This is a genomic window from Cryobacterium sp. TMT1-3 (genome assembly GCF_004402315.1).
Taxonomy (GTDB): Bacteria; Actinomycetota; Actinomycetes; order Actinomycetales; family Microbacteriaceae; genus Cryobacterium; species Cryobacterium luteum.
Genome location: NZ_SOFW01000020.1, coordinates 1 through 22,079, shown reverse-complemented (window position 1 = coordinate 22,079; position 22,079 = coordinate 1). Strand labels below are relative to the sequence as shown.

Genomic DNA, 22,079 nt, shown 5'->3' with positions numbered 1-22,079 from the left:
ACCCATGTCTTCCGCCAAACCCCTTCGCATTGCCAGCATCAACACGAACGGGGTACGAGCCGCGTACCGCAAGGGGATGGGCGACTGGCTGGCTGCCCGCGACGTCGACATCCTGGCCATCCAGGAGGTGCGCGCCTCCACCGAGGACCTCGAGGGGCTGCTCGGGCCGGACTGGAACATTCTGCACGACGCTGCCACCGCTAAGGGTCGGGCCGGAGTGGCCCTCGCCAGCCGCGCCGGGGCATCCATTCACCGGGTCGCCCTCGGCGCCGAGGATTTCGACAGCGCCGGCCGCTGGCTGGAAGCCGACTACGAGGTCGACGGGCAGATCATCACCGTCGTGAGCACCTATGTGCACTCCGGCGAGACAGACACCCCCAAGCAGGTGGAAAAGTACAAGTTTCTGGACGCCATGGTTGCCCGGCTGCCCGAGCTCACCGCGCACAGTCCGCTCGCACTGGTGCTCGGCGACCTGAACGTGGGACACCGCACGCTCGACATCAAGAACTGGCGCGGCAACAAGAAACACGCCGGCTTTCTGCCGGAGGAGCGGGAGTATTTCGACCGCATCCTCGGAGCGGAAGGCGACCCGCGGTACAACGCGGGTGCCGGACTCGGCTGGGTGGATGTCGGACGTAAGTGGGCCGGCGAGGTCGAGGGGCCGTACACCTGGTGGTCCCAGCGCGGCAAGGCCTTCGACACCGACACCGGGTGGCGACTGGACTACCATCTGGCCAGCCCACTTTTGGCGGCATCCGTTCTGAATTATGCGGTCGACCGGGCCGCGGCGTACGACCAGCGCTGGAGCGACCACTCCCCCGTGGTCGTCGACTATGACCTTTCGAAAGCAGCACACTCATGACCCTCACCCGCCTCTATTCGGGTATGCAGCCCTCAGCGGAATCGCTTCAGATCGGCAACTACATCGGCGCGCTGCTGAACTGGAAGACCCTGCAACAAACGCACGACGCGTTCTTTTCCATCGTCGACCTGCACGCGATCACCGTGGCCCAGGATCCGGCGAAGCTGCGCTTGAACACGCGCCGCACGGCGGCGCAGTACATTGCGGCCGGAATCGACCCGTCGGCATCGACGCTGTACGTGCAGTCACACGTGCCGGCGCACGCTCAGCTGGCCTGGGTGCTCAACACCATCACCGGTTTCGGTGAGGCGAGCCGCATGACGCAGTTCAAAGACAAGTCTGCGCGGCACGGCGCCGACGCCACGACGGTGGGCCTGTTCGCCTACCCGACCCTCATGGCCGCCGATATTCTGCTGTATCAGACGTCCGTGGTGCCGGTTGGCGAAGACCAGCGCCAGCACGTGGAACTCACCCGTGACCTCGCGTCGCGCTTCAACTCGCGGTTCGGCGAGACCTTCACGATTCCCGAGGTGGCGATCGTGAAGGAGACCGCGAAGATCTACGACCTGCAGAACCCCACGTCGAAGATGAGCAAATCGGCAGAGTCACACGCCGGGGTCATCTGGCTGCTGGACGAGCCGGGGGTCACCAAGAAGAAGATCATGCGAGCCGTGACGGATGCCGACGGCGGTGTGGTATTCGACCGGGAGAACAAGCCCGGTGTGGCCAACCTGCTCACGATTTACTCGGTGCTGGCTTCTCAGTCGATCGAGTCGCTCGAGAACGAGTATGCCGGTCGCGGCTACGGCGACCTGAAGAAGGGGCTGGTCGAGGTGGTCCTCGGCACCTTCGACCCGATTCGTGAGCGCGTCGCCGAGCTGATCGGCGACCCCGCCGAACTCGACCGGGTGCTCGCGTCGAACGCCGCGAAAGCCTCCGACGTGGCGAACGAGACCCTCGCCACCGTCTACGACCGCGTCGGCTTCCTGCCGCTGCGCTGATGCCGGTTTCTGTGCCTGGTCCGGTGCTTGTACCGGTTTCGGTGGCGGCCGGTCAGGAGACCGCAGGTTCTGCCGGATTGGATCCGTCAGTCCGGCACGCTGTGCGGCATCACCAACCGGCGGTGGTGCTGTTCGACCTCGACGACACCCTGTTCGCCCATCGGGGTGCGGTTGCGGCGGGTATTCTGCTGCACCTCGACCGGGTTGGTGGCGCGTTCGCGACCGGCGACCGGGTCGCGGCGACCGGGCTTTGGGATGCGCTCGAAGAGGAGCATTACCACTCCTACCTCGCCGGATCGTTGGACTTCGCCGGCCAACGCCGCGCCCGGGCCCAGGATTTCGCGGCGTCGTTCGACATCATGCTGACCGACGCCGAGGCCGATACCTGGTTCGACGAGTACTTCGAAAGCTACCGGGCCAGCTGGCGCCTGCACGACGACGCTCTCCCCTGCCTGGACGCGCTGGCGCAGCTTCTGCCCGAGGTACGCTTCGGCCTCATCACGAACGGCGACCCGGTCTTTCAGGGCGAGAAGATTCGGCGGGTCGGCCTGACCGACCGGTTCGAGCACGTCGTCACCTCGGGTGCTCTCGGCTTCGCCAAGCCCGACCCCCGCATCTTCGAGCACGCCTGCGCCGTGTTCGGCGTGCCGGTTTCGGAGGCGGTCTATGTCGGGGACCGGCTGCGCACGGACGCTGTGGGCGCTGCCGCTGCGGGGCTGACGGGGGTCTGGCTGGACCGCGCCGGCGCATCCGCTGCCCCAACTGGGTCTGCCATCCCCTCGCCGCGCGCAGCCACGGGTCTCCCTCCGACCACCGGCGCCGACTCAATCGAGGCGGCCCACCTGGGAGTGCTGCGAATAGGGACCCTCGCCGACTTGCCGTTCGCCCTGACCAGCCAATAGCCCGGTCATCACCCCTCGGGTGTCCCCCCCCTCGCACGTCTCCGGGTCAGAAGCGTCGTTTCGTTGCTAATTCAGGAAATCGACGCGCTGGCCGCTCGAAGCCCCCGGAACTTGGGGAGATGTGGACCACGCCTGCTCCTGACTTCCTGAATTAGCCACCGCGCACCGGGGCGATTCGTCGTCTGCGGTGACACGCGACAGCCGAACACTGCGGGCACACACCACCGAGCACGAAGCAGGCCGACCATCGAGCCGCCGCGTGGCTAATTCAGGAGAGTAGCGTGAGCGAATGCAGCCACCACTGCAAACACGGGGCTGGCCGTGCGCGGAACTGACGGGTTTCCTGAATTGGCCACGCGGCGGGGGTCTGCTGGGCGATTCGCCGCTCGCTACAGCACGTATGTACGGAAGTGATTGCGCACGGCCAAGAGTCCAGTTATCGCCGCCACGACGCGCTCCGGGTGGTAGAAAATGTCCCGGTGGATGGCGCGGTAACTCATATAGGTCATGCCGGCGAGGTCACAATCACGGGTGCGGTCGCGCAGATGCGCGTCCCAGCCGTCATGGAACTGTCGGCTGTCGGCTTCGACGACGAGGCATCCTTCTATGACCATGTCCACGCGCCCCACGCCGCTGATCGACACCTGAATTTCGAACTGAAACCCCGCAAGGTGCACGATGAACCGCAGCACCGTCTCCTGGCCCGATTCACTCCGCGCATCGACCCACGCACGGAGATACTGTAAATCCTCGGGAAGGGCCGCGAAAATCAACACGACGGCCTCGCTCGGCAGCAGACGCAAATGCAGGGCGTTGTCGAGGGAGGCTAATGCAAATCGTGGTTGTTGGCATCGGAAGATCTGGATTAGGGAATCCGTTAGGCCGATGCTGTATTCGGTGCCGTCCTCGGATGCCAGAAGTTGATCCCAATGCAACTCAATACCGTTGCGGTTCGCCACAGTGAGCCGCTGAAAGCGATCCTGTGGTGCGCGCAGTCTCGAAGCATTCGGGTCAAGATGAACGTGCGTGGAGCTGCTGTCGAGGGCAAAGACTCCCATATCGGCAGCTGCGGATATGCAGCCGAGCCGGCCACCGACGCGCACGGCTTCAAGAATGTGACGGTTGGTGGAGGGGAGCGCGTAGTGCCCACGGCGACAGCGCACCAGGAAACCGTTGTCGACGGCCGCCTTCAGTGACCTCCACGTCGCGCCGGCGGCCCGCAGTTCACCGGTCTCGATGACGGACCGGTCGGATTCGTGAAAGAGCACTTCCCATGTCATAGGACCCAGCATGGTAATCAACGGGCCTATTGAAACCGCGACTGGATGTTTCAGTGGACAGACGCGCGAATCAGTGCCTGTGGAGAACTTAAGAACCCACTGTTGCACCCGAAAAGCGTGGCGAATTCAGGAAATTCTCGATTTCACAGGTACGTCCGCTGCACTGGCTCGGCGGTGTGCAGGAGGATTTCCTGAATTGGCCCCCGTCAGGTTCGTGCAGACCGGTCTTGGCCGTCCGGCCCACGCGGGAGGCCCGATCCTGGCACTTGCCAGGGTGAACGGATGCGGCGCTCGGCACGTCCCCCGAGGTTCCCCGCCCGTGCCGTGGCCAATTCAGGAAATTCTCGGGGTCGAAGGGAACTGGCCGCGCAGATCCGCGGCCCACCGGCCGCCATACCAACGGATTTCCTGAATTAGCCACGGAGAGAGTGCGCACGAGGAGAGGAACACGGACGATGCCGAAAGCCCGGCCGCGCAGAGGCGCGGGCCGGGCCGTAACGCCGGATCGGTCTGGTGCGGGTTACCGCACGTCTTCGTCTACCCAGTCGAGGGTCTTCGTGACGGCTTTCTTCCAGTTGCGCAGCAGGCGGGCGGCCTCCTCCTTGTCCATGGCGGGCTCCCAGCGGGCATCTTCCTGCCAGTTGGAGCGCAGGTCGTCGAGGCCGCTCCAGAAGCCGACGGCCAGGCCGGCGGCGTAGGCGGCGCCGAGGGCGGTGGTCTCGGCAACGACCGGGCGCACGACCGGCACGCCGATGATGTCGGCCTGGAACTGCATGAGCAGGTCGTTGGCCGTGGCTCCGCCGTCGACCTTGAGCTCGGTCAGCGGCACACCGGAGTCGGCGTTGACCGCGTCGAGCACCTCGCGGGTCTGGTAAGCGATGGCCTCGAGGGCCGCACGGGCAATGTGGCCCTTGTTGACGTACCGGGTGAGGCCGACCAGGGCGCCGCGGGCGTCGGAGCGCCAGTACGGCGCGAACAGGCCGGAGAAGGCCGGCACGAAGTAGGCGCCGCCGTTGTCGGTGACCGTCTTGGCGAGGTCTTCGATCTCGGAGGCGTTCCTGATGATGCCGAGCTGGTCGCGCATCCACTGCACGAGTGAGCCGGTCACCGCGATCGAGCCTTCGAGCGCGTAGTGCACCGGAGCATCGCCGAGCTTGTAACCCACGGTGGTGAGCAGGCCGTTCTTGGAGTGGATGATCTCGGTGCCGGTGTTGAAGATCAAAAAGTTTCCGGTGCCGTAGGTGTTCTTCGCCTCGCCCTGGTCGAAGGCGGCCTGGCCGAAGGTCGCCGCCTGCTGGTCGCCGAGGATGCCGGATATCGGCACCTCGCGCAGCAGGCTGTGCCCGCTCGCAATGCCGTAGACCTCGGATGACGATTTGATCTCGGGCAGCATCGCCCTGGGCACGTCGAAGACGGCGAGGATCTCGTCGTCCCACTGCAGGGTTTCCAGGTCCATGAACATGGTGCGGCTCGCGTTGGTGACGTCGGTCGCATGCACGCCGCCCTCGGTGCCGCCGGTCAGGTTCCACAACACCCAGGAATCGGTGGTGCCGAACAGGAGGTCGCCGGCATCCGCTTTCTCGCGTGCCCCCTCGACGTTTTCGAGAATCCAGACGATCTTGGTGCCGGAGAAGTAGGTGGCCAGCGGCAGGCCGACCTTGTTCTTGAACCGTTCGACGCCGCCGTCAGCCGCGAGGCGGTCGACGATCGACTGGGTGCGGGTATCCTGCCAGACGATGGCGTTGTAAACGGGCACGCCGGTGTTCTTGTCCCAGACGACAGCGGTTTCGCGCTGGTTGGTGATGCCGACGGCTTCAATGTCGTGGCGGGTGATGTTGGCCTTCGACAACGCCTGCCCGATGGCCTCACGGGTGTTGTCCCAGATCTCCTTGGGGTCGTGCTCGACCCAGCCGGCCTGCGGCAGAATCTGTTCGTGCTCGAGCTGCCCGGTCGAGATGATCGACCCGGCCTTGTCGAAGATGATGGCGCGGGAGCTCGTGGTTCCCTGGTCGATGGCGAGAACATACTTGGCCATGTGTAACTCCTTTGTTGTTCCAGGTGGGAATTAAGTATAGAAACGGATGCTGCAGCCTGCGTCGGCCGGCTCAGCCCAGGATGGGCATGAGCACGCCGGAAGACGCGCCGGCGACGACGCCGCCGATGATGGGACCGACGACCGGAACCCAGGAGTAGGACCAATCGCTGGACCCCTTGCCCTTGATCGGCAGCAGGAAGTGCGCGATGCGGGGGCCCAGGTCACGAGCCGGGTTGATCGCGTAACCGGTCGGTCCACCGAGCGATGCGCCGATCGCGATCACGAGCAGAGCCACCGGCAGCGCACCGAGAGCGGCGAGGCCGCCGGCGTCGCCGTTGCGGCCGAAGCCGATGACAACGAAGACGAGCACAAAGGTGCCGATGATCTCGGTGACGAGGTTCCAGCCGTAGGACCGGATGGCCGGCCCGGTCGAGAAAACACCGAGCTTATTGGCCGGTTCCGGTTCCTGATCGAAGTGCTGCTTGTAGGCCAGCCAGACCACCACGGCACCGAGAATACCGCCGATCAGCTGCGCGCCGATGTAGACGAGCGTTGACGCGACGTTGACCGGCACCCCGGACCCGAAGGTGTCGGTTCCGCTCGCGACGAGGCCGAGGGTGACGGCCGGGTTCAGGTGGGCGCCTGAGTTGTATGAGGCGATGACTCCGGCGTAGACCGCGAGGCCCCACCCGATGGTGACCATGAGAAAGCCGCCGCCGAAGCCTTTGTTCCTGGCGAGTGCGACGTTGGCGACCACGCCGCAGCCGAGCAAGACGAGGATGGCCGTTCCCACGACCTCTGACATAAAGACGACACCGAGATTGTCCACATTGACCTTTCAGATGGGTGTTGCGTGCGCCGACCGACCTTGTTGTCGAGTGCGGCGATCGTTCTGGCGTGCTTAAAAACGTATCGGCGCCCGGGCAGGCACCGGCCGGTTTTCGCTGCACGTTCGTGCAGATTGCCGGCCGGTGCGGGTACTACGAGGTGAGGACCGAGCCGGAACTGACCGGGGCGAGGTCGACCCCGTGCACGTCGATCAGGATGCCGCGGGTCAGCTCGATCTCCTCGGCTCGGCGCCCGGCGTCCCAGCCGAGAACGGGAGCGACGACGAGTGCGAGTTCTTCGATCAACGGGGTGGTGACGGCACCGACGAAGGCCATGCTGGTGCGACGCAGGAGCAGGTCGATCAGGCGCACGACGCTCTCGGTCCCGGCGAGAAATTCGATCTCGCGTCGGGTGTAGGCGGCGTTGTGGCGGAGCGGGGCATCCGGTTCACTCGATGGGTCGGTCAGAAAGTCGATGACCTCGCTCGCGCGCGTGCCGTAGCGGGAGAGCAGGGCGGCCGCACGGTCGGCACCGACCTCATCGCCGTGCGCGGTGACCCAGACCAGGTGGGCGGCTTCGGTGGCCGGAAAATCGCGGCCGCCGCCAATGGCGAGCCCCTCGGTCGAGACGGTGCGCGGCAGTCCGAGCAACGTCAGGATGTCGGTGCTCAGGTTTTCGGCCAGAGCGCGGAAGGTGGTCCACTTGCCGCCGACCAGGCTGAGCAGGGTGCCGTCGGCGGCTCCGGTGCGGGGCAGCGGACGCGACTCGATGCGGTAGTCGCGGGAGACGAAACCGGGGGCTTCCTCGTCGTGGCGAGGCAGCGGGCGCACACCGGCGAAGCGGAACACGATGTGTGACCGGTCGACCGGAACGGTTGGGAAAACGTGCGCGACCAGGTCGAAGAAGTAGTCGATCTCGTCTTCGGTGCAACGAATCGGCTTGGTCATGTCGTGCTCGAGGTCGGTGGTGCCGACCAGAACACGTCCCTTGAGCGGGTAGATCAGCACGATACGGCCGTCTTCATGCTCGAAGAAGATCTCGCGACCACCCGTCGCCGCGAGCAGCTCAGGGTTGTCCAGCACAATGTGCGAACCTTTGGTGCCGCCCATGAAGGTGCTCGGCTGGCCGAGAGCCGTGTTGGTCAGGTCGGTCCACGGCCCGCTCGTGTTGACGACGACATCCGCTTGGAAGGTGAACTCTTCACCGGTGATCGAGTTGCGCAGGAGCACACCGTTCTCGGTCATGCCGGCAGCTTCAACGTAATTGGCGGCGCGGGCGTGCAAGCCGGCGTCGAGGCCGTCGCGCAGCACGTCGAGGGCGAGGCGCTCCGGGTCGTGCATGGCGGCGTCGTAGTAGGTGGCCGTGTACTTGAGGCCCGGGTTCAGCAGCGGCAGGGCAGCGAGCGCCTTGGTGCGGCCCTTGAATTCGTGGCGCGGCACCGTTCCGCCGTCGCGCGAGAAGGCGTCGTAGATCATCATGCCGATTTTGATCAGCATGGCACCGCGCTCGACGTGCTTGGCGCCCTGCTTGTGGGTGACGAAGCGCAGCGGCGCGGCCATCACTCCGGAGAAGGTGGAGAAGATGGGAATGGTCGTCTGCAGCGGCTTGACGTAGTGCGGTGCGATCTTGAGCAGGCCGTTGCGTTCCTCGACCGATTCCTTCACCAAGCGAAACTCACCGTTTTCAAGGTACCGCACGCCGCCGTGGATCATGTGCGAGCTGGCCGAGGAGGCTCCGGAGACGAAGTCATTCTTCTCGACGATGACCACGTCAACGCCCTGCAGGGCCAGGTCACGGAAGGTCGCGATGCCGTTGATGCCGGCGCCGATGATGAGCACCTGGGCGCGGGGGCGGTCGGAGATCGCGGTTGACGTCTGTGAGTTTAAGAACGACATTGTTGTCACCTCTGTCTCGGGGCCGGCCCGTGATTTGCGCGGGGCAGGCCGTATGAATAGATTCAGTCTGACAGTCCGACACAATTTCTCAATCGGATTGAACATACGTGCAAGGAGCCGCCGTGACCTACGCTACCGATCCAGTGCAGTCCGATCGCAGCCGCGATGCCCTCACCGCGGCGCACCTGTATTACCTGCAGGACCTCACGATGGAGGCCATAGCGCAGGAGTTGCATACCTCCCGTTCCTCGGTCTCCCGCCTGCTCAGTCACGCCCGGGAGACCGGTCTGGTGAACATTCAGATCAAGTCGCCATTGGATGCCCCGAGTCACCTCGAGCAGCAGATCGAAGCCCGATTCCAGGTCACCGCACACGTGGTTCCGGTTCCGGACAGCGCGAGCGACGTCGACCGGCTGGAGCGCGTGGCGCTCTCGGTTGCACGGATTCTCGGCCAATACTTTGACTCCAACATGACCATGGGCATCGCGTGGGGTTCGACCATGAACGCGATCAGCCGGCACGTGACCCCGAAACAGACCCACAACTCGCAGGTCGTGCAGCTCAACGGCGCCGGAAACATGCGCACGACCGGTCTCGGCTACGCGAGTGAGATTCTCGGCCGCTTCGGTACGGCCTTCGGCGCTCACGTTCAGCAGTTTCCGGTACCCGCCTTCTTCGACGACCCGGCAACGAAACAGGCATTGTGGCGCGAACGCAGCATCAGCCGCCTGATCGACATGCAGGCCACCATGGACATCGCCCTGTTCGGCCTCGGCTCCCCCTTCTCCGGTGTGATCAGTCGCGTCTACGCCGGCGGCTACCTCGAACAGGCCGAATTCGATGCGCTCAGCACGGCCGGCGTGGTCGGTGATGTGGCGACGGTGTTCTACCGCGCCGACGGTTCGACCGACGGCATCACCCTGAACGAACGCTCGACCGGCCCCGACTTCACCGTGCTGCGTCGCACCCCACGCCGCATCTGCGTTGTGGCCGGCCGCTCCAAACTCGCGAGCCTGCGCGGAGCCCTGGCCGCGCGGCTCATCACCGACCTGTTCGTCGATGAGAGCACGGCCCGCGCCCTGGTCGAGGCACCCTGATCGGATATTGAACGGAATACGCCGGAGCGTACGGTGTTGCACTATAAATAGAAGTACAACACGTGCTCCGGGGTCGGTGTAAATCCGAACCGGCGGTTAGAGTCCGCGACCCGTTAGTTCCTTGAGAAGGTTTGAGGGGCGAAACGGTTGAGCTGGTGAAATTCCAGCACCGACGGTTAAAGTCCGGACGGGAGGCGCACGAGTTGGTTGGCTCCTACGGTCGACCGACGGGTTTGTGCGCGTCTGCGTACCCCCATACCCCCCGGAGCTCGTCCGACACAGGATGAGGGCGGGATGACCAACAAAGCGGCAGTCGGCCTGGATCGGTCGGTGCTGCACGGCGCCATGCTCCGTGCCCTCGAACTGGCCACCCACGGCCCCGCCACCGGGGTGAACCCGCGGGTCGGCTGCGTCATTCTGAACGCGCACGGCGACGTGCTCGCCGAAGGCTGGCACCGCGGCGCCGGCAGCCGCCACGCCGAGGTCGACGCCCTGTCGAAGCTCGCTCCTGGCGGCGCTCGCGGCAGCACCGTCGTCGTCACGCTCGAACCGTGTAACCACGTCGGCCGCACCGGTCCGTGCGCGCTGGCCCTGATCGAGGCCGGTGTTGCCCGCGTCGTCTACTCGGTGACCGACCCCGGCGAGCACTCCTGCGGCGGCGCGGAACGGCTGCGTGCCGCCGGCATTGGGGTGCAGGGCGGCCTGCTCGCCGAGAACGGTGAGGCGTTCCTCGGCGACTGGCTCGTGGCCGCTCGCCTCGGCCGCCCGTTCGTCACACTTAAATGGGCGTCGAGCCTCGACGGGCGCGCCGCCGCCGCCGACGGTTCCAGCCGCTGGATCACCGGGCCGGATGCCCGCCTCGACGTGCACCGGCGCCGCGCGGCCTGCGACACGATTCTGGTCGGCACCGGCACCGTGCTCGCCGACGACCCGGCCCTGACCGCGCGGGGCGCTGACGGCGGGCTGCTCCCCCGGCAGCCGGTGCCCGTTGTGGTCGGCCGCCGTGAGGTGCCGGCATCCGCTGCCCTGCTGCACCACCCACAGCAGCCACTGTTTTTCGACGGGCTCGACTTACCGGGACTGCTGACCAACCTGCACCAGCGGGGCCTGCGCAGCGTGTTCATCGAGGGCGGACCGACCGTAGCGAGCGCCTTCGTCGCCGCCGGGCTGGTCGACGAATACCTCATCTACCTCGCACCGACCCTGATCGGCGGGCCGCGGCTCGCCATCACCGATCTGGGCGTGTCCACCATCGGCGAGCAGCGCCGCCTCTCCATCTATTCCCTCGACCGGCTCGGCGACGATATTCGCCTCGTCGCCCGGCCTCGCACCAACTAAGGAACCCCATGTTCACCGGAATCATCGAGGAGCTCGGTCAGATCGAGCGCATCGAGACCACAGCGGATGCCGCCCGCCTCACCATTCGCGGCCCGCTCGTCGTCGAGGGCGTGGGCCACGGTGATTCCATCGCCGTGCAGGGCGTCTGCCTCACCGTGGTCGAACGCACCGCCGACACGTTCACCGCCGACGTGATGGCGCAGACCCTGTCGATGTCAACGCTGTCCGACGCCCGCGTCGGCGCGCCGGTCAACCTGGAACGCGCAGCCCTCGTCGGCGACCGTCTCGGCGGTCACATCGTGCAGGGCCACATCGACGGCACGAGCACCGTACTCGCCGTCACGCCGGGTGACGCCTGGCGAGTGCTGCGGTTCAGCCTGAACACCGAACTCGCGCCACTCGTCGTCGGCAAGGGCTCGATCGCCATCGACGGCGTCTCCCTCACCGTGAGCAATATCAGCCCGGCCGCCGAGGCCAGCCAATGGTTCGAGGTGTCGCTCATTCCCGAGACCCTCGCCGCCACCACCCTCGGCGAACGCCAGGTCGGCGACAGCGTCAACCTCGAAACCGACATTCTGGCCCGACACGTTGAGCGGATGCTGGACCTTCGCGCGACCCACAATTCCCACCCCGAAACAAGGAGCGCATCATGAGCCTCGCCGATATTCCCTCCGCACTCGACGCCCTGCGCCTCGGCCGACCGGTCATCGTCGCCGACGACGAGGGCCGCGAAAACGAGGGCGACGTGATCATCTCCGCCCAGCTCGCCACCCAGGAATGGATCGCCTGGACGGTGCGCTACTCCTCCGGGTTCATCTGCGCCCCGATGACCAACGAAATCGCCGACCAGCTCGACCTGCCGGTGATGGTGCTGAACAACGAAGACCCGCTCGGCACCAACTACACAGTGAGCGTCGACGCCGCCGACCGGCTGTCGACCGGCATCAGCGCCGCCGACCGAGCCCACACCCTTCGCGTGCTGGCCGATCCCCAGTCGGCCCCGGCGAGCCTGCACCGCCCCGGCCACATCCTGCCGCTGCGAGCCCGCGACGGCGGCGTACGCGAGCGCGGCGGACACACCGAAGCCGGCGTCGACCTGATGAAACTCGCCGGCCTGTTTCCGGTCGCGGCGATCGCCGAGATCGTCGCCGAGGACGGCGAGATGATGCGTCTGCCCGGCCTGCTCGAACTCGGTGAGCGCGAAGGACTGCTCGTCATCACGATCAAAGACCTGATCAGCTACCTCAACGAGGTTCATCCCAACGAAGCCCTGCCGACCATCGCCCCGCTCACCGAAGCGCCGCGGGTCGACTTCGAGGTGGAAACCACCGTCCCCACCCGCCACGGCGCCTTCCGGGTGCGCGCATACCGTGATCGCTCCACCGGCGCCGACCACGTGGCGTTCGTCGCCGGCACCCCGGTCGACGGCGCCATCGTGCGGGTGCATTCCGAATGCCTCACCGGCGAAGCCTTCGGCTCGCTCAAGTGCGAGTGCGGGCCGCAGCTCGACGCCTCCCTCGACATCATCCAGGAGGAGGGCGGGGTGGTCGTCTACCTGCGCGGTCAGGAAGGCCGCGGCATCGGCCTCATCAACAAGCTGCGCGCCTACGAACTGCAGGAAGACGGCCTCGACACCCTCGATGCGAACGTGGCGCTCGGTCTGCCCATCGACAGCCGCGATTACGGCGCGGCCAGCAGCATCCTGCACGATCTGGGCTTGAACTCGGTGCGACTGCTCACCAACAACCCCGAGAAGGTGCGACAGCTCGAGCTGCACGGTGTCGCCGTGAGCGAGCGGGTGCCGCTCGTCGTCGGCATCGGCGAATACAACGAGGAATACCTCGCCACCAAGCGAGACCGCATGGGTCACCACATCACGAACGCCGAAATCATGAACGGAATCGCCTAATGGCTGGAACAGGACCCACAATCACGGTTGACGCACGGGGCCTGCGCGTCGTCATCGTGGCCGGGCAGTGGCACGATGTCATCACCGACGGCCTCATCGCCGGCGCCACCCGGGTACTCGAAGCCAGCCAGGCGGAGTTCTCCCTCGTGCGCGTTCCCGGCAGCTTCGAACTGCCCGTCGCCTGCAAGGTCGCGCTCGAAAGTGGGGCCGACGCGGTCGTCGCCCTCGGCGTGATCATTCGCGGCGGCACCCCCCACTTCGAGTTCGTCTCGAATGCGGCAACGGATGGCCTCACCCGCGTCGCCCTCGACACCGGCAAGCCCGTGGGTTTCGGCGTGTTGACCCTCGACGACGAGCAGCAGGGCCTCGACCGGGCCGGGCTACCCGGATCCAGGGAGGACAAGGGCGAGGAGGCGGCATCCGCTGCGCTGGCTACCGCGCTCGTGCTGCGGGAGCTGCGCGACCACATCGGGTAACTCGCGGTGCGTCTGAGTGCCTAGGCTGAACGCATGGACCTTCTACGCAACATTCTGCTCATTCTGCACTTCGTCGGCCTTGCCTCGCTGCTCGGCGGCTTTCTCGTGCAGATCAAGCCGATCATTGCCGGCAAGGGAACGATCGTCGCCGCGATGTTCCACGGTGCGCTGACCCAGCTGGTCACCGGCCTGCTGCTCGTGGGCATCATCCAAATGGGCTCGCTCGGCCACATCGACAATGCCAAGATCGGCGTCAAGCTGCTCGTGCTCATTGTGATCACCGTGCTCGTGATCGTAAATCGCAAGAAGCCGAGCGTGTCGTCGCTCGTGCTCTGGGCCATCGGCGCCCTGACCCTCGCGAACGTTGTCATCGCGGTGCTCTGGAAGTAACTGGTTCAGCGGGCAACAGTCCCGGCGGTAAGGTATTTTGTGACCTCTACAGGCGGCCACACTACTATTCGTGCGTACACGCTGCTGCGGGAAGTCTGATCGACTTGCGGGTTTCGTCGGCGCTCAGCCATCCCACCGGAGTGTTCCACCCTCATGTCAGCAACGACCGCGTCAGTTTCGACGCCGACCACACCTCTTAATCCGAAGAGTCGGGTCATCATGGCCAGCCTCATCGGCACGACCATTGAGTTCTACGACTTCTACGTCTACGCGACCGCCGCGGTACTTGTCTTCCCGCACCTGTTCTTTCCCACCGGCAATGAGACCACGGCGCTGCTCGCCTCCTTCGCGGTCTTCGGTGCCGCCATGGTCGCCCGCCCGATCGGCGCTCTGTTCTTCGGTCACTTCGGCGACCGCAAGGGCCGAAAGGCCACCCTGGTCGGCGCGCTGCTCACGATGGGGATCGCGACCTTCCTGATCGGTCTGCTTCCGACCTACGCCATGATCGGCTGGTGGGCACCGTTGATGCTCGTCATCCTGCGCCTCACCCAGGGCTTCGCCCTCGGCGGCGAATGGAGCGGCGCCGCCCTCGTCGCGACGGAGAACGCCCCGGTCGGCAAACGTGCCTGGTACGGCACCTTCCCGCAGGTCGGCGCCCCGCTCGGCTTCATCATCGCCAACGGACTGTTCCTCGGCCTCGCCCTGGCCCTGCCGTCGACCGACCCGACCCGCCCGTCCGAGGCGTTCCTCGAATGGGCCTGGCGTATCCCGTTCCTGTTCTCGGCGGTCATGGTGATCATCGGACTGTGGGTGCGTCTGCGCCTGGTCGAAAGCGACGTCTTCACCAAGGTCGTCAAGGCCGACCGGGTCGAGAAGCTGCCGCTCGCGGCGGTGTTCAAGTCCAACTGGCGCGAACTGATCCTCGGCACGTTCATCATGCTCGCCACCTACGTGCTGTTCTACCTGATGACTACGTTCACGCTCAGCTACGGTCGCGCCGCAACGGATGCCGCGGTTCCGGGTCTCGGATTCACCTACAACAGTTTCATCCTCATGATGATCGCCGGCGTGGTGTTCTTCGGAATCTTCACCCTCGCCTCCGGCCCGTGGGCCGACCGGCACGGACGTCGTAAGACGCTCATCATCGTGACCCTGTTCATCGTCGTGTTCGGTTTTCTCTTCGTGCCGCTGCTCGGGGCCGGGTTCCCCGGCGTGATGCTGTTCCTCATCGTGGGTTTCTCGCTCATGGGCATGACCTTCGGTCCGATGGGCGCCCTGTTGCCCGAGTTGTTCCCGACCAACGTGCGCTACACCGGTTCGGCGTTCGCCTACAACGTCAGCTCGATCCTCGGCGCTGCCGTGGCACCGTTCATCGCCGTCTGGCTGTGGACCCTCGGTGAGGGCAGCCCCTTCTGGGTCGGCATCTACCTCTCGATCATGGCCGTCATCACCCTGATCGCGCTGGTTTTGAGCCGCGAAACGAAGGATCTCGACCTGCACCGCTAAGCACGACCCGAGAGCGGGAAAATTGTTGCTTCGAAGGACTCGAGGCAGCAATTTTCCCGCTCTCGCGCGTTAATCGAGGAAGAGGGCGCGCAGTCGGCGGGTCGTCAGGAACAGGCCGACCGCTATCATCACGGCGTAGTAGAGCACATGCCAGAGCAGCCCGGCATTCACCTGGCCGGTGGTCAGGGCGCGCACCAGTTCAACGCCGTGCCAGAGGGGCAACGCCTGGATCACGTACTGGATGCCCTGCGGGTAGACGCTGAGCGGATAGAACGTGGCGGAGAACAGGAACATCGGCAGCAGCACGAAGTTGATCCAGTCCATCTGCTGGAACGTCTTCAGATAACTCGTGACCGCCATGCCCACGCTGGCGAAGCCGAACGCAATGAGCAGCACCGCCGGCAGGGCGAGCAGCGCCCACCAGGACAGGTTGAGCCCGAGCGCCTGCATCACCAGCATGAATCCGGTTGCGTAGAGCAGCCCACGCGCCAGCGCGAGCGAAATCTCGCCGAGCGCCACGTCGAGCGGGCCGAGCGAGGTCGCCAGCATGCCCTCATAGAGCTTGGCGAACTGCATTTTGAAGAACACATTCCAGGTCGAGTCGTAGATGGCGCCGTTCATCGCTGCCACCGCGAGCAGGGCCGGCGCGATGAAGGCAGCGTAAGGCACACGCTGGCCGTCTTCGGTCTGCACCTGGCCGATCAGCGCCCCGAGGCCGAGGCCCATCGACAGCAGGTAGAAGATGGGCTCGACGATACCGCTCATCACGACGAGGGAGTTGGTGCTGCGGGTCGCCCGCCACCCGCGCGCCATCACGCTGCGCGCGTTGCCGGAGTAGTACTTTCCGACAGGGAATCTGCCGAAGAGGAGCGCGGTGCCAGTGGCGGCCGCGAGCGTCGATGGCGACAGGTTGGGGCGGGTCATTTGTTGAGCCGCCGCACCGTGAGGCGGCGGGCCCAGACCCAGCCGACGGCCAACAGTACGGCGAGATACAGCACGTGCACGAGGCTCAGCCAGATCGGTTCGGGCATGCCGTAGGCGAAGACACGAGACAGTTCGGTGCCGTGCCAGAGCGGAGAGATCCAGCCGATCCACTGCAGGTACCGCGGCAGCACGTCGAGGGGAAAGAACGTGCCGGAGAAGAGGGTCATCGGCAAAATCACGAATCGCTGCACCATGGCGAGTTGGCCGGTGTCGTCTTTGAGAGTGGCCGTGTAGGCCATCACGAGCGCGCCGAAAGCCAGGCCGGTGAGCAACGCCACCGGCACCGCGACGAACCCGAGCGGGCCGGGCGCCGCACCGAAGACCAGCATGAAAACGTAGAAGATGGTGCAGGTCAGCACCATGCGGGCGGCGACCGAGATGACGATGCCGTTGATGATCTGGCCCGGTTGTATCGAGCTCGCGTTCATGGCGAAGAAGGTGGGATTCCATTTGAAGCCGAGCATGATCGGGTAGGTGAACTCTTCGGAGGCCACCGCGATAGCGCTGCTCGCGAGCAGCGCCGGCGCCAGGAACGCGAGGTAGCTCACCCCGTTGACGGCGTTGTCGCCCAGATTGCCGTCGACGAGGCTGGCCAGGCCGACGCCCATCGCGTAGAGGTAGACCAGCGGGCTGCCGACAGCGGTGAACAGCACGGTCTGGGCGTACGACCGCATCACCCGAAACCGGTGCTCGGCCACATACCAGGAGCCGTAGCGCCGGGTACGCGCCGCGCCCGCGACCGCAGCAGCGAGCGCAGCAGAGCGGATGCCGTCACTCACCTGCCTCATTCGATCAGGTTTCTGCCGGTGAGCCGCAAAAACACGTCTTCGAGGCTGGAGCGACGCACGAGGCTGGTGAGCGGGCGGAGGCCGGCCGCGGTCATCCGCTCTAATTCTTTCTCACCGCTGTCGCTGTAGACCAATATGCGGTCGGGCAGCACCTCGACCCGTTCGCCAGACCCCTGAATGCGTTCGGCGACCTCGGCATTCTGGGTGGAACCGAACCGCACCTCGAGCACTTCGCGGGAAGAGTAGCGGCGAATGAGGTCGGCCGGGGAACCCTCGGCCATGATGCGGCCCTGGTCGACGACGACGAGGCGGTCGCAGAGTTGTTCGGCTTCGTCCATGTAGTGGGTGGTGACCAGCAGGGTCGTGCCCTGTTCCTTCAGGCGAAACAGGCGGTCCCACAGAATATGGCGCGCTTGCGGGTCGAGGCCCGTGGTGGGCTCGTCGAGCAGCAGCAGGCGCGGGTCGTTGATGAGGGCCCTGGCGATGGTGAGACGCCGTTTCATGCCGCCGGAGAGGTCGTCGACCTTATGCGTGGCCTTGTCGGCGAGCTGGGCGAACTCGAGCAGTTCGTCGGCGCGGCGAGCCACCCGGGCGCGCGGCAGCCCAAAGTAGCGACCGTAGACCAGCAGATTCTCTCGCACCTTCAATTCCAGGTCGAGGTTGTTCTCCTGCGGCACGACGCCGAGCTGCGAACGGATCTCTGGACCGTACTCGTTGGGGTCGAGACCGAGCACGCGCAGTTCACCGCCGGTTCGGGTGGAGACGGCACCGATCATGCGCATCGTCGTAGATTTTCCCGCACCGTTGGGGCCGAGCAGCCCGAAGGACTCCCCCGGCGCAACCTCAAAGCTGATGCCGTCAACGGCGACGAAATCCTGGTAGCGCTTGACGAGATTCTGACTGACGATGACAGGGTCTGGCACAGTTCCCCACTGTAGACCGCACGCCGGACATTGGGGATTGTTCGCAGCGATGGCGGTTAAGATTTATAAGTGACTACCGCTACTCGTGTGCCTGGAACTCCTGCTTCATCCGTTTCCCCGACCGCTGTGAAGCCTCCCCGCGGCCGACGCGGCCGCCCAGCTCCCACCGGGCCGCGCGCCAAGTTCAGCCAGCTGCTGCCCTACCTGTTCGAGCACAAGAAGGTGCTCAGCGTCGTCATCGTTTTGAGCGTGCTCGGCGCCGCCGCCAGTCTCGCTCAGCCGCTGCTCGTGAGCCAGGTCATCACGATCGTGCAGGCCAATGATCCGCTCGGGTCCCTCGTCGGTGCACTCATCGCGCTCGTCGTGATCTCGGGGCTGATCAGCGGATACCAGCACTATCTGCTGCAGCGCACCGGCGAGGGTGTCGTGCTCTCCAGCCGCCGCAAACTGGTCAGTCGCCTGCTGCGCCTGCCGATCAGCGAGTTCGACGCGCGCCGCACCGGCGACCTCGTCTCCCGCGTCGGCAGCGACACCACCCTGCTGCGTGCGGTACTCACCCAGGGGCTGGTCGAAGCGATCGGCGGGTCGCTCACCTTCATCGGCGCGCTCATCGCGATGCTCATCATCGACCCGGTATTGCTCGGCCTCACCGTGCTCGTCATCGCGGTGTCGGTCGTCACCGTCACACTGTTGTCGCAGCGCATTCGCACCGCCAGCACCGCCGCCCAGGTGAAGGTCGGCGACCTCGCCGCGAGCGTCGAGCGTGCCATCAGCGCCATTCGCACCGTGCGTGCCTCCAACGCGACCGAACGTGAGGTTGCCGTCATTGAGGAGGACGCCCGCGGCGCCTGGCGCATGGGAATCAAGGTCGCCAAGATCAGTGCCCTCGTCGTTCCGATCGCCGGCATCGCCATGCAGGTGTCATTTCTCGTGGTGCTCGGCGTCGGCGGATTTCGGGTCGCAAGCGACGCCATCACGATCGCCGATCTGGTGGCGTTCATCCTGTTTCTGTTCCTCATGATCATGCCGCTCGGCCAGTTCTTCGGCGCGATTACCTCGGTCAATTCGGCGCTCGGTGCGCTCGGTCGCATCCAGGAGATCATCGACCTGCCCGCCGAGGACCAGTTCGACCGCGAGATCGCCCCTCTCGCCATGACCGTCGGCGCCGCCAACGAGAAGGTGCGCCCGGAGGCCGCCGCGATCAGCTTTGAGAACGTGCACTTCGGCTACGCGGTCGCGCCGGTGGAGATCGACGCTGCAACGGATGCCGCCAGCCCGGTCGACGACACGGCAGACTCGGCGGCGGCCACCGGCCCGCGCCCGGTGCTCACGGATGTGTCGTTCAGCGCACCGCGCGGCCTGCGCACGGCGTTGGTCGGCCCCAGCGGCGCCGGCAAGAGCACAATCCTCGCCCTGATCGAACGGTTCTACGACGTCTCCGATGGCACCGTGCGGCTGGGTGGGCTGGACATCCGCTCGTTGGATCGCACCGCCCTGCGCGCGCAGATCGGCTACGTCGAGCAGGACGCCCCGGTGCTCGCCGGATCACTGCGCGACAACCTCATCCTGGCCACCCCCGACGCCACCGACGAGGACTGCATCAAGGTGCTGCACGCCGTCAACCTCGGCGAGGTGCTCGACCGAGACCCGGCCGGACTGGGCGCCGCGGTCGGCGAGTCGGGAGTGAAACTCTCCGGCGGCGAACGCCAGCGGCTCGCGATCGCGCGGGCGCTGCTCGCGGCACCGCCCATTCTGTTGCTCGACGAATCGACGTCGAGCCTCGACGGTAAGAACGAGCAGATGATGCGGGAAGCCATCGACGCCGTCGCGGCCGACCGCACCCTCATCGTGATCGCGCACCGCCTGTCGACCGTCGTCGACAGCGACCAGATCGTGGTACTCGACCACGGCCAGGTCGTGGGAGTGGGCACCCACTCCGAACTCGTGGTCTCCACTCCCCTCTATCGCGACCTGGCCAAGCACCAGCTGTTGGTCTAACCCGCCAAGCTGGTACGTTCTGCCGGTAAATATGCGACACGCCGTGTCGGTTGAGGGGTGTTAACGGCGTGTCGTAACTTTTACCGGGGTTACGTGCGCTGATAGCGCAGGGTCAGCAGCTGGAACGGGCGCAGCTCCAGCGTCCGGGCAGCGTCATCGCTCGCTCGGATGGCGTTCGGGGCGACGCGGCGCTCGAGCAGGTCGGTCTCGAAGGCCCCGGTCGCATCGAACGAGCGGATGACCCGCGCTCCAGCCCGGGTTCCGTGCGCCTCGTAGACCCGCAGGATGACATCGCCACTGTCGTCTTCGGCAGGCTTCACGGCCTCGATCACCACCGCCGGATGGATGCGCACGCCCGCTCGGCCGATAGGCAACCCGTCGAGTTTCTCGACCGATTCGGCGTCAGTGAGAGCCTCGAACATTCGGGCGTGCGGGGGTGTCGAGGTCCCAGGCGTCCCCTTGGGTGGGAGTATCCCGGTGCAGGGTGAGCAGGTTGGCCCGCGCGCCGATCGGGACCACTTCGCGATTGGCGTGGCGGTCGTAGATCGAGCTGAACACACCGTCGGGATCGATTGTCACCCGCACGTGCCGGTTCGTCAGCACCCAGCCGTCGAGGGTGGGCGCGATCCTCGCCCCGAGCAGCGAGTCTGCCCGGAGTGCCAGACCGCCAAGCGCGGGCACGCCGCTTTGGCCATACGGGCCGGCGTTCAGCACGACCGCGCCCTCCCCCGGCCCGCACAGCGCCCGAACGGATACCTCAATCACCCCCTCCAGCACCCCCGCGATCCGCGCATACTCGCGCTCCGCCTCCTGGTGCACCCAGGTGATCGATGACCCCGGCAGAATGTCATGAAACTGGTGCAGCAACACCGTCCGCCACGCGTTCTCGAGGGCCGCGCGTGGATCCTCCGCCCCCGCCCGAACAACAGCCGTGGTGGCCCACAATTCTGCCTCCCGCAGCAGGTGTTCGCTGCGCCGGTTGCCGCGCTTGGTGCGGGCCTGCGAGGTCAGCGTGCCGCGGTGAAGCTCGAGGCCCGACCGGCCAGGGCCGTGCCGGCCACGTCGTCGGGGTCGAGCAGGTCAAGGCAGTGTTCCAGGGCCCGCAGAATGTCGGCCCGGCGCGGTTGGGCCGACGGCAGCTCGCGGCGCAAGCCGTCGAGGGTGACTTTGTCCTGGGTGAGGTCCCAGACCTGTGTGTCGCGCAGGGCGACATCCGCTTGCCGCAGCCGGTAAAGCGGCGCGGTACCGGCGGTGGCGAGGTCGCCGAGCGCGGTGGGGGTGAAGCTGAAATCGGCGGCGATATTAGGGTTGGCGGCGGCTTCGATGTAGAGGTCGATCCGAGTATCGGTCGCCGTGACCGTGCGGTTTAGCGACTCAATGCCCTTGAGCAGGCGACCATCGGAGCTGTACGCGATTCCCTCGGTTTGAAACCCGGGCACGGCGGTGGTGAAGCCGAGGTCCACGACGACCTCGATGCGGCTGGGCCAGGCCGCCCCATTTGGGCGGTACCAGCCCGGTCAGGTGGAACCGTACGGTTCCCCACGGGCGCCCCCACGCGTCACCCGCAGCGAATGGCGCAAACGGATGCGAGACCGGTTCCCCGGGCGCCACCCAGGCGGTGACCGTGAGCGGGGCGGTGGCCCGGTAGATCGCCGGCTGCAGCCGTTCACGAACGAACCGGTTCAGCCGAGCCTCAACGAGTGCGCTGTCGTCATGCATGCTGGCATTTTACGACGGGGCCCACCTCGCGACACCGGGCCCACGATAGGGCGGTTTCTGGGGGTCGTTGCAACACCGGGTGGTCTATTCAGTAGTCAGCAGTTTAGCGAAGCGCTCGGCGGGGGTGTCCCAGTCGAGCGTCTTCCGT

The 22,079-nt window shown here is 65.9% G+C and carries 21 protein-coding genes and 1 riboswitch; of the genes, 11 read left to right on the top strand and 10 right to left on the bottom strand.

Features of this window, described 5'->3' with window-relative positions:
* Positions 1 to 4: 4 nt before the first annotated feature.
* The 3 genes from E3O25_RS05785 to E3O25_RS05775 all read left to right on the top strand — a co-directional run bounded on the left by E3O25_RS05785 (position 5) and on the right by E3O25_RS05775 (position 2,765).
* Positions 5 to 862: an exodeoxyribonuclease III gene (locus tag E3O25_RS05785; RefSeq protein WP_092111143.1), complete on the top strand. Its 858-nt coding sequence runs from the start codon at positions 5 to 7 to the stop codon at positions 860 to 862.
* The gene (trpS, locus tag E3O25_RS05780) at positions 859 to 1,863 is read left to right on the top strand and encodes a tryptophan--tRNA ligase (RefSeq protein WP_134360697.1); all 1,005 of its coding nucleotides are present in this window, start codon (positions 859 to 861) and stop codon (positions 1,861 to 1,863) included. Before E3O25_RS05785 ends, trpS begins: the two co-directional genes overlap by 4 nt.
* Before the next feature lie 122 nt (positions 1,864 to 1,985).
* Positions 1,986 to 2,765: an HAD family hydrolase gene (locus E3O25_RS05775; RefSeq protein ID WP_241988514.1), complete on the top strand. Its 780-nt coding sequence runs from the start codon at positions 1,986 to 1,988 to the stop codon at positions 2,763 to 2,765.
* Between the two features lie 389 nt (positions 2,766 to 3,154).
* On the opposite strand, the gene E3O25_RS05770 is transcribed toward E3O25_RS05775, so the two are convergent.
* The 4 genes from E3O25_RS05770 to E3O25_RS05755 form a co-directional block, all read right to left on the bottom strand.
* Complete coding sequence (locus E3O25_RS05770) at positions 3,155 to 4,045, bottom strand: hypothetical protein (protein WP_134360696.1); 891 nt, start codon at positions 4,043 to 4,045, stop codon at positions 3,155 to 3,157.
* 520 nt (positions 4,046 to 4,565) lie between these two features.
* A complete protein-coding gene (glpK, locus tag E3O25_RS05765) occupies positions 4,566 to 6,080 on the bottom strand; it encodes a glycerol kinase GlpK (RefSeq protein WP_134360695.1) in 1,515 nt (504 codons plus the stop codon).
* A 70-nt stretch (positions 6,081 to 6,150) separates the two neighbouring features.
* A complete protein-coding gene (locus E3O25_RS05760; protein WP_092111276.1) occupies positions 6,151 to 6,885 on the bottom strand; it encodes an MIP/aquaporin family protein in 735 nt (244 codons plus the stop codon).
* 175 nt (positions 6,886 to 7,060) lie between these two features.
* The gene (locus E3O25_RS05755; protein ID WP_092111133.1) at positions 7,061 to 8,803 is read right to left on the bottom strand and encodes a glycerol-3-phosphate dehydrogenase/oxidase; all 1,743 of its coding nucleotides are present in this window, start codon (positions 8,801 to 8,803) and stop codon (positions 7,061 to 7,063) included.
* Positions 8,804 to 8,925: 122 nt separating this feature from the next.
* Between E3O25_RS05755 and E3O25_RS05750 the strand changes: the two genes are divergently transcribed.
* From E3O25_RS05750 to E3O25_RS05720, 7 genes are all read left to right on the top strand, one after another.
* Complete coding sequence (locus tag E3O25_RS05750) at positions 8,926 to 9,900, top strand: sugar-binding transcriptional regulator (protein WP_370448731.1); 975 nt, start codon at positions 8,926 to 8,928, stop codon at positions 9,898 to 9,900.
* Between the two features lie 59 nt (positions 9,901 to 9,959).
* Positions 9,960 to 10,103: riboswitch (FMN riboswitch) on the top strand.
* Positions 10,104 to 10,194: 91 nt separating this feature from the next.
* Positions 10,195 to 11,238, top strand: coding sequence for a bifunctional diaminohydroxyphosphoribosylaminopyrimidine deaminase/5-amino-6-(5-phosphoribosylamino)uracil reductase RibD (gene ribD / locus E3O25_RS05745; RefSeq protein WP_241983804.1), 1,044 nt, complete (start codon positions 10,195 to 10,197; stop codon positions 11,236 to 11,238).
* 8 nt (positions 11,239 to 11,246) lie between these two features.
* The gene (locus E3O25_RS05740; RefSeq protein WP_092111131.1) at positions 11,247 to 11,891 is read left to right on the top strand and encodes a riboflavin synthase; all 645 of its coding nucleotides are present in this window, start codon (positions 11,247 to 11,249) and stop codon (positions 11,889 to 11,891) included.
* A complete protein-coding gene (gene ribA / locus E3O25_RS05735; protein WP_092111129.1) occupies positions 11,888 to 13,147 on the top strand; it encodes a GTP cyclohydrolase II in 1,260 nt (419 codons plus the stop codon). Before E3O25_RS05740 ends, ribA begins: the two co-directional genes overlap by 4 nt.
* Complete coding sequence (ribH, locus tag E3O25_RS05730) at positions 13,147 to 13,623, top strand: 6,7-dimethyl-8-ribityllumazine synthase (protein ID WP_092111127.1); 477 nt, start codon at positions 13,147 to 13,149, stop codon at positions 13,621 to 13,623. Before ribA ends, ribH begins: the two co-directional genes overlap by 1 nt.
* 33 nt (positions 13,624 to 13,656) lie before the next feature.
* Positions 13,657 to 14,013 (top strand): hypothetical protein, encoded by a 357-nt coding sequence (locus tag E3O25_RS05725; RefSeq protein WP_092111125.1) that lies wholly within the window; start codon positions 13,657 to 13,659, stop codon positions 14,011 to 14,013.
* Between the two features lie 153 nt (positions 14,014 to 14,166).
* The gene (locus tag E3O25_RS05720) at positions 14,167 to 15,519 is read left to right on the top strand and encodes an MFS transporter (RefSeq protein ID WP_198410960.1); all 1,353 of its coding nucleotides are present in this window, start codon (positions 14,167 to 14,169) and stop codon (positions 15,517 to 15,519) included.
* A gap of 69 nt (positions 15,520 to 15,588) precedes the next feature.
* Here the strand turns inward: E3O25_RS05720 and E3O25_RS05715 are convergent, their stop codons facing one another.
* Genes E3O25_RS05715 through E3O25_RS05705 form a run of 3 tightly spaced genes read right to left on the bottom strand, consistent with a single transcriptional unit; the run spans position 15,589 to position 18,214 of the window.
* The gene (locus tag E3O25_RS05715) at positions 15,589 to 16,443 is read right to left on the bottom strand and encodes an ABC transporter permease (RefSeq protein ID WP_092111121.1); all 855 of its coding nucleotides are present in this window, start codon (positions 16,441 to 16,443) and stop codon (positions 15,589 to 15,591) included.
* Positions 16,440 to 17,291 carry an ABC transporter permease gene (locus E3O25_RS05710; protein WP_092111119.1) on the bottom strand — a complete coding sequence of 284 codons (852 nt, stop codon included), beginning with the start codon at positions 17,289 to 17,291 and terminating at the stop codon, positions 16,440 to 16,442. The genes E3O25_RS05715 and E3O25_RS05710 overlap by 4 nt, the downstream gene beginning before the upstream one ends.
* The gene (locus E3O25_RS05705; protein WP_092111117.1) at positions 17,288 to 18,214 is read right to left on the bottom strand and encodes an ABC transporter ATP-binding protein; all 927 of its coding nucleotides are present in this window, start codon (positions 18,212 to 18,214) and stop codon (positions 17,288 to 17,290) included. The genes E3O25_RS05710 and E3O25_RS05705 overlap by 4 nt, the downstream gene beginning before the upstream one ends.
* 126 nt (positions 18,215 to 18,340) lie before the next feature.
* Here E3O25_RS05705 and E3O25_RS05700 point away from each other — a divergent pair, with 126 nt between their 5' ends.
* On the top strand, positions 18,341 to 20,212 hold the full coding sequence (locus tag E3O25_RS05700; protein ID WP_134360793.1) for an ABC transporter ATP-binding protein: 1,872 nt from the start codon (positions 18,341 to 18,343) through the stop codon (positions 20,210 to 20,212).
* 89 nt (positions 20,213 to 20,301) lie between these two features.
* On the opposite strand, the gene E3O25_RS17410 is transcribed toward E3O25_RS05700, so the two are convergent.
* The 3 genes from E3O25_RS17410 to E3O25_RS17400 are packed head-to-tail and all read right to left on the bottom strand — an operon-like array spanning position 20,302 to position 21,675.
* Positions 20,302 to 20,634: a glycosyl hydrolase-related protein gene (locus E3O25_RS17410; RefSeq protein WP_241988513.1), complete on the bottom strand. Its 333-nt coding sequence runs from the start codon at positions 20,632 to 20,634 to the stop codon at positions 20,302 to 20,304.
* Positions 20,615 to 21,223, bottom strand: coding sequence for a glycoside hydrolase family 38 C-terminal domain-containing protein (locus tag E3O25_RS17405; protein WP_241988522.1), 609 nt, complete (start codon positions 21,221 to 21,223; stop codon positions 20,615 to 20,617). Before E3O25_RS17405 ends, E3O25_RS17410 begins: the two co-directional genes overlap by 20 nt.
* Complete coding sequence (locus E3O25_RS17400) at positions 21,220 to 21,675, bottom strand: hypothetical protein (RefSeq protein WP_241988512.1); 456 nt, start codon at positions 21,673 to 21,675, stop codon at positions 21,220 to 21,222. The genes E3O25_RS17405 and E3O25_RS17400 overlap by 4 nt, the downstream gene beginning before the upstream one ends.
* Positions 21,676 to 22,079 lie beyond the last annotated feature (404 nt).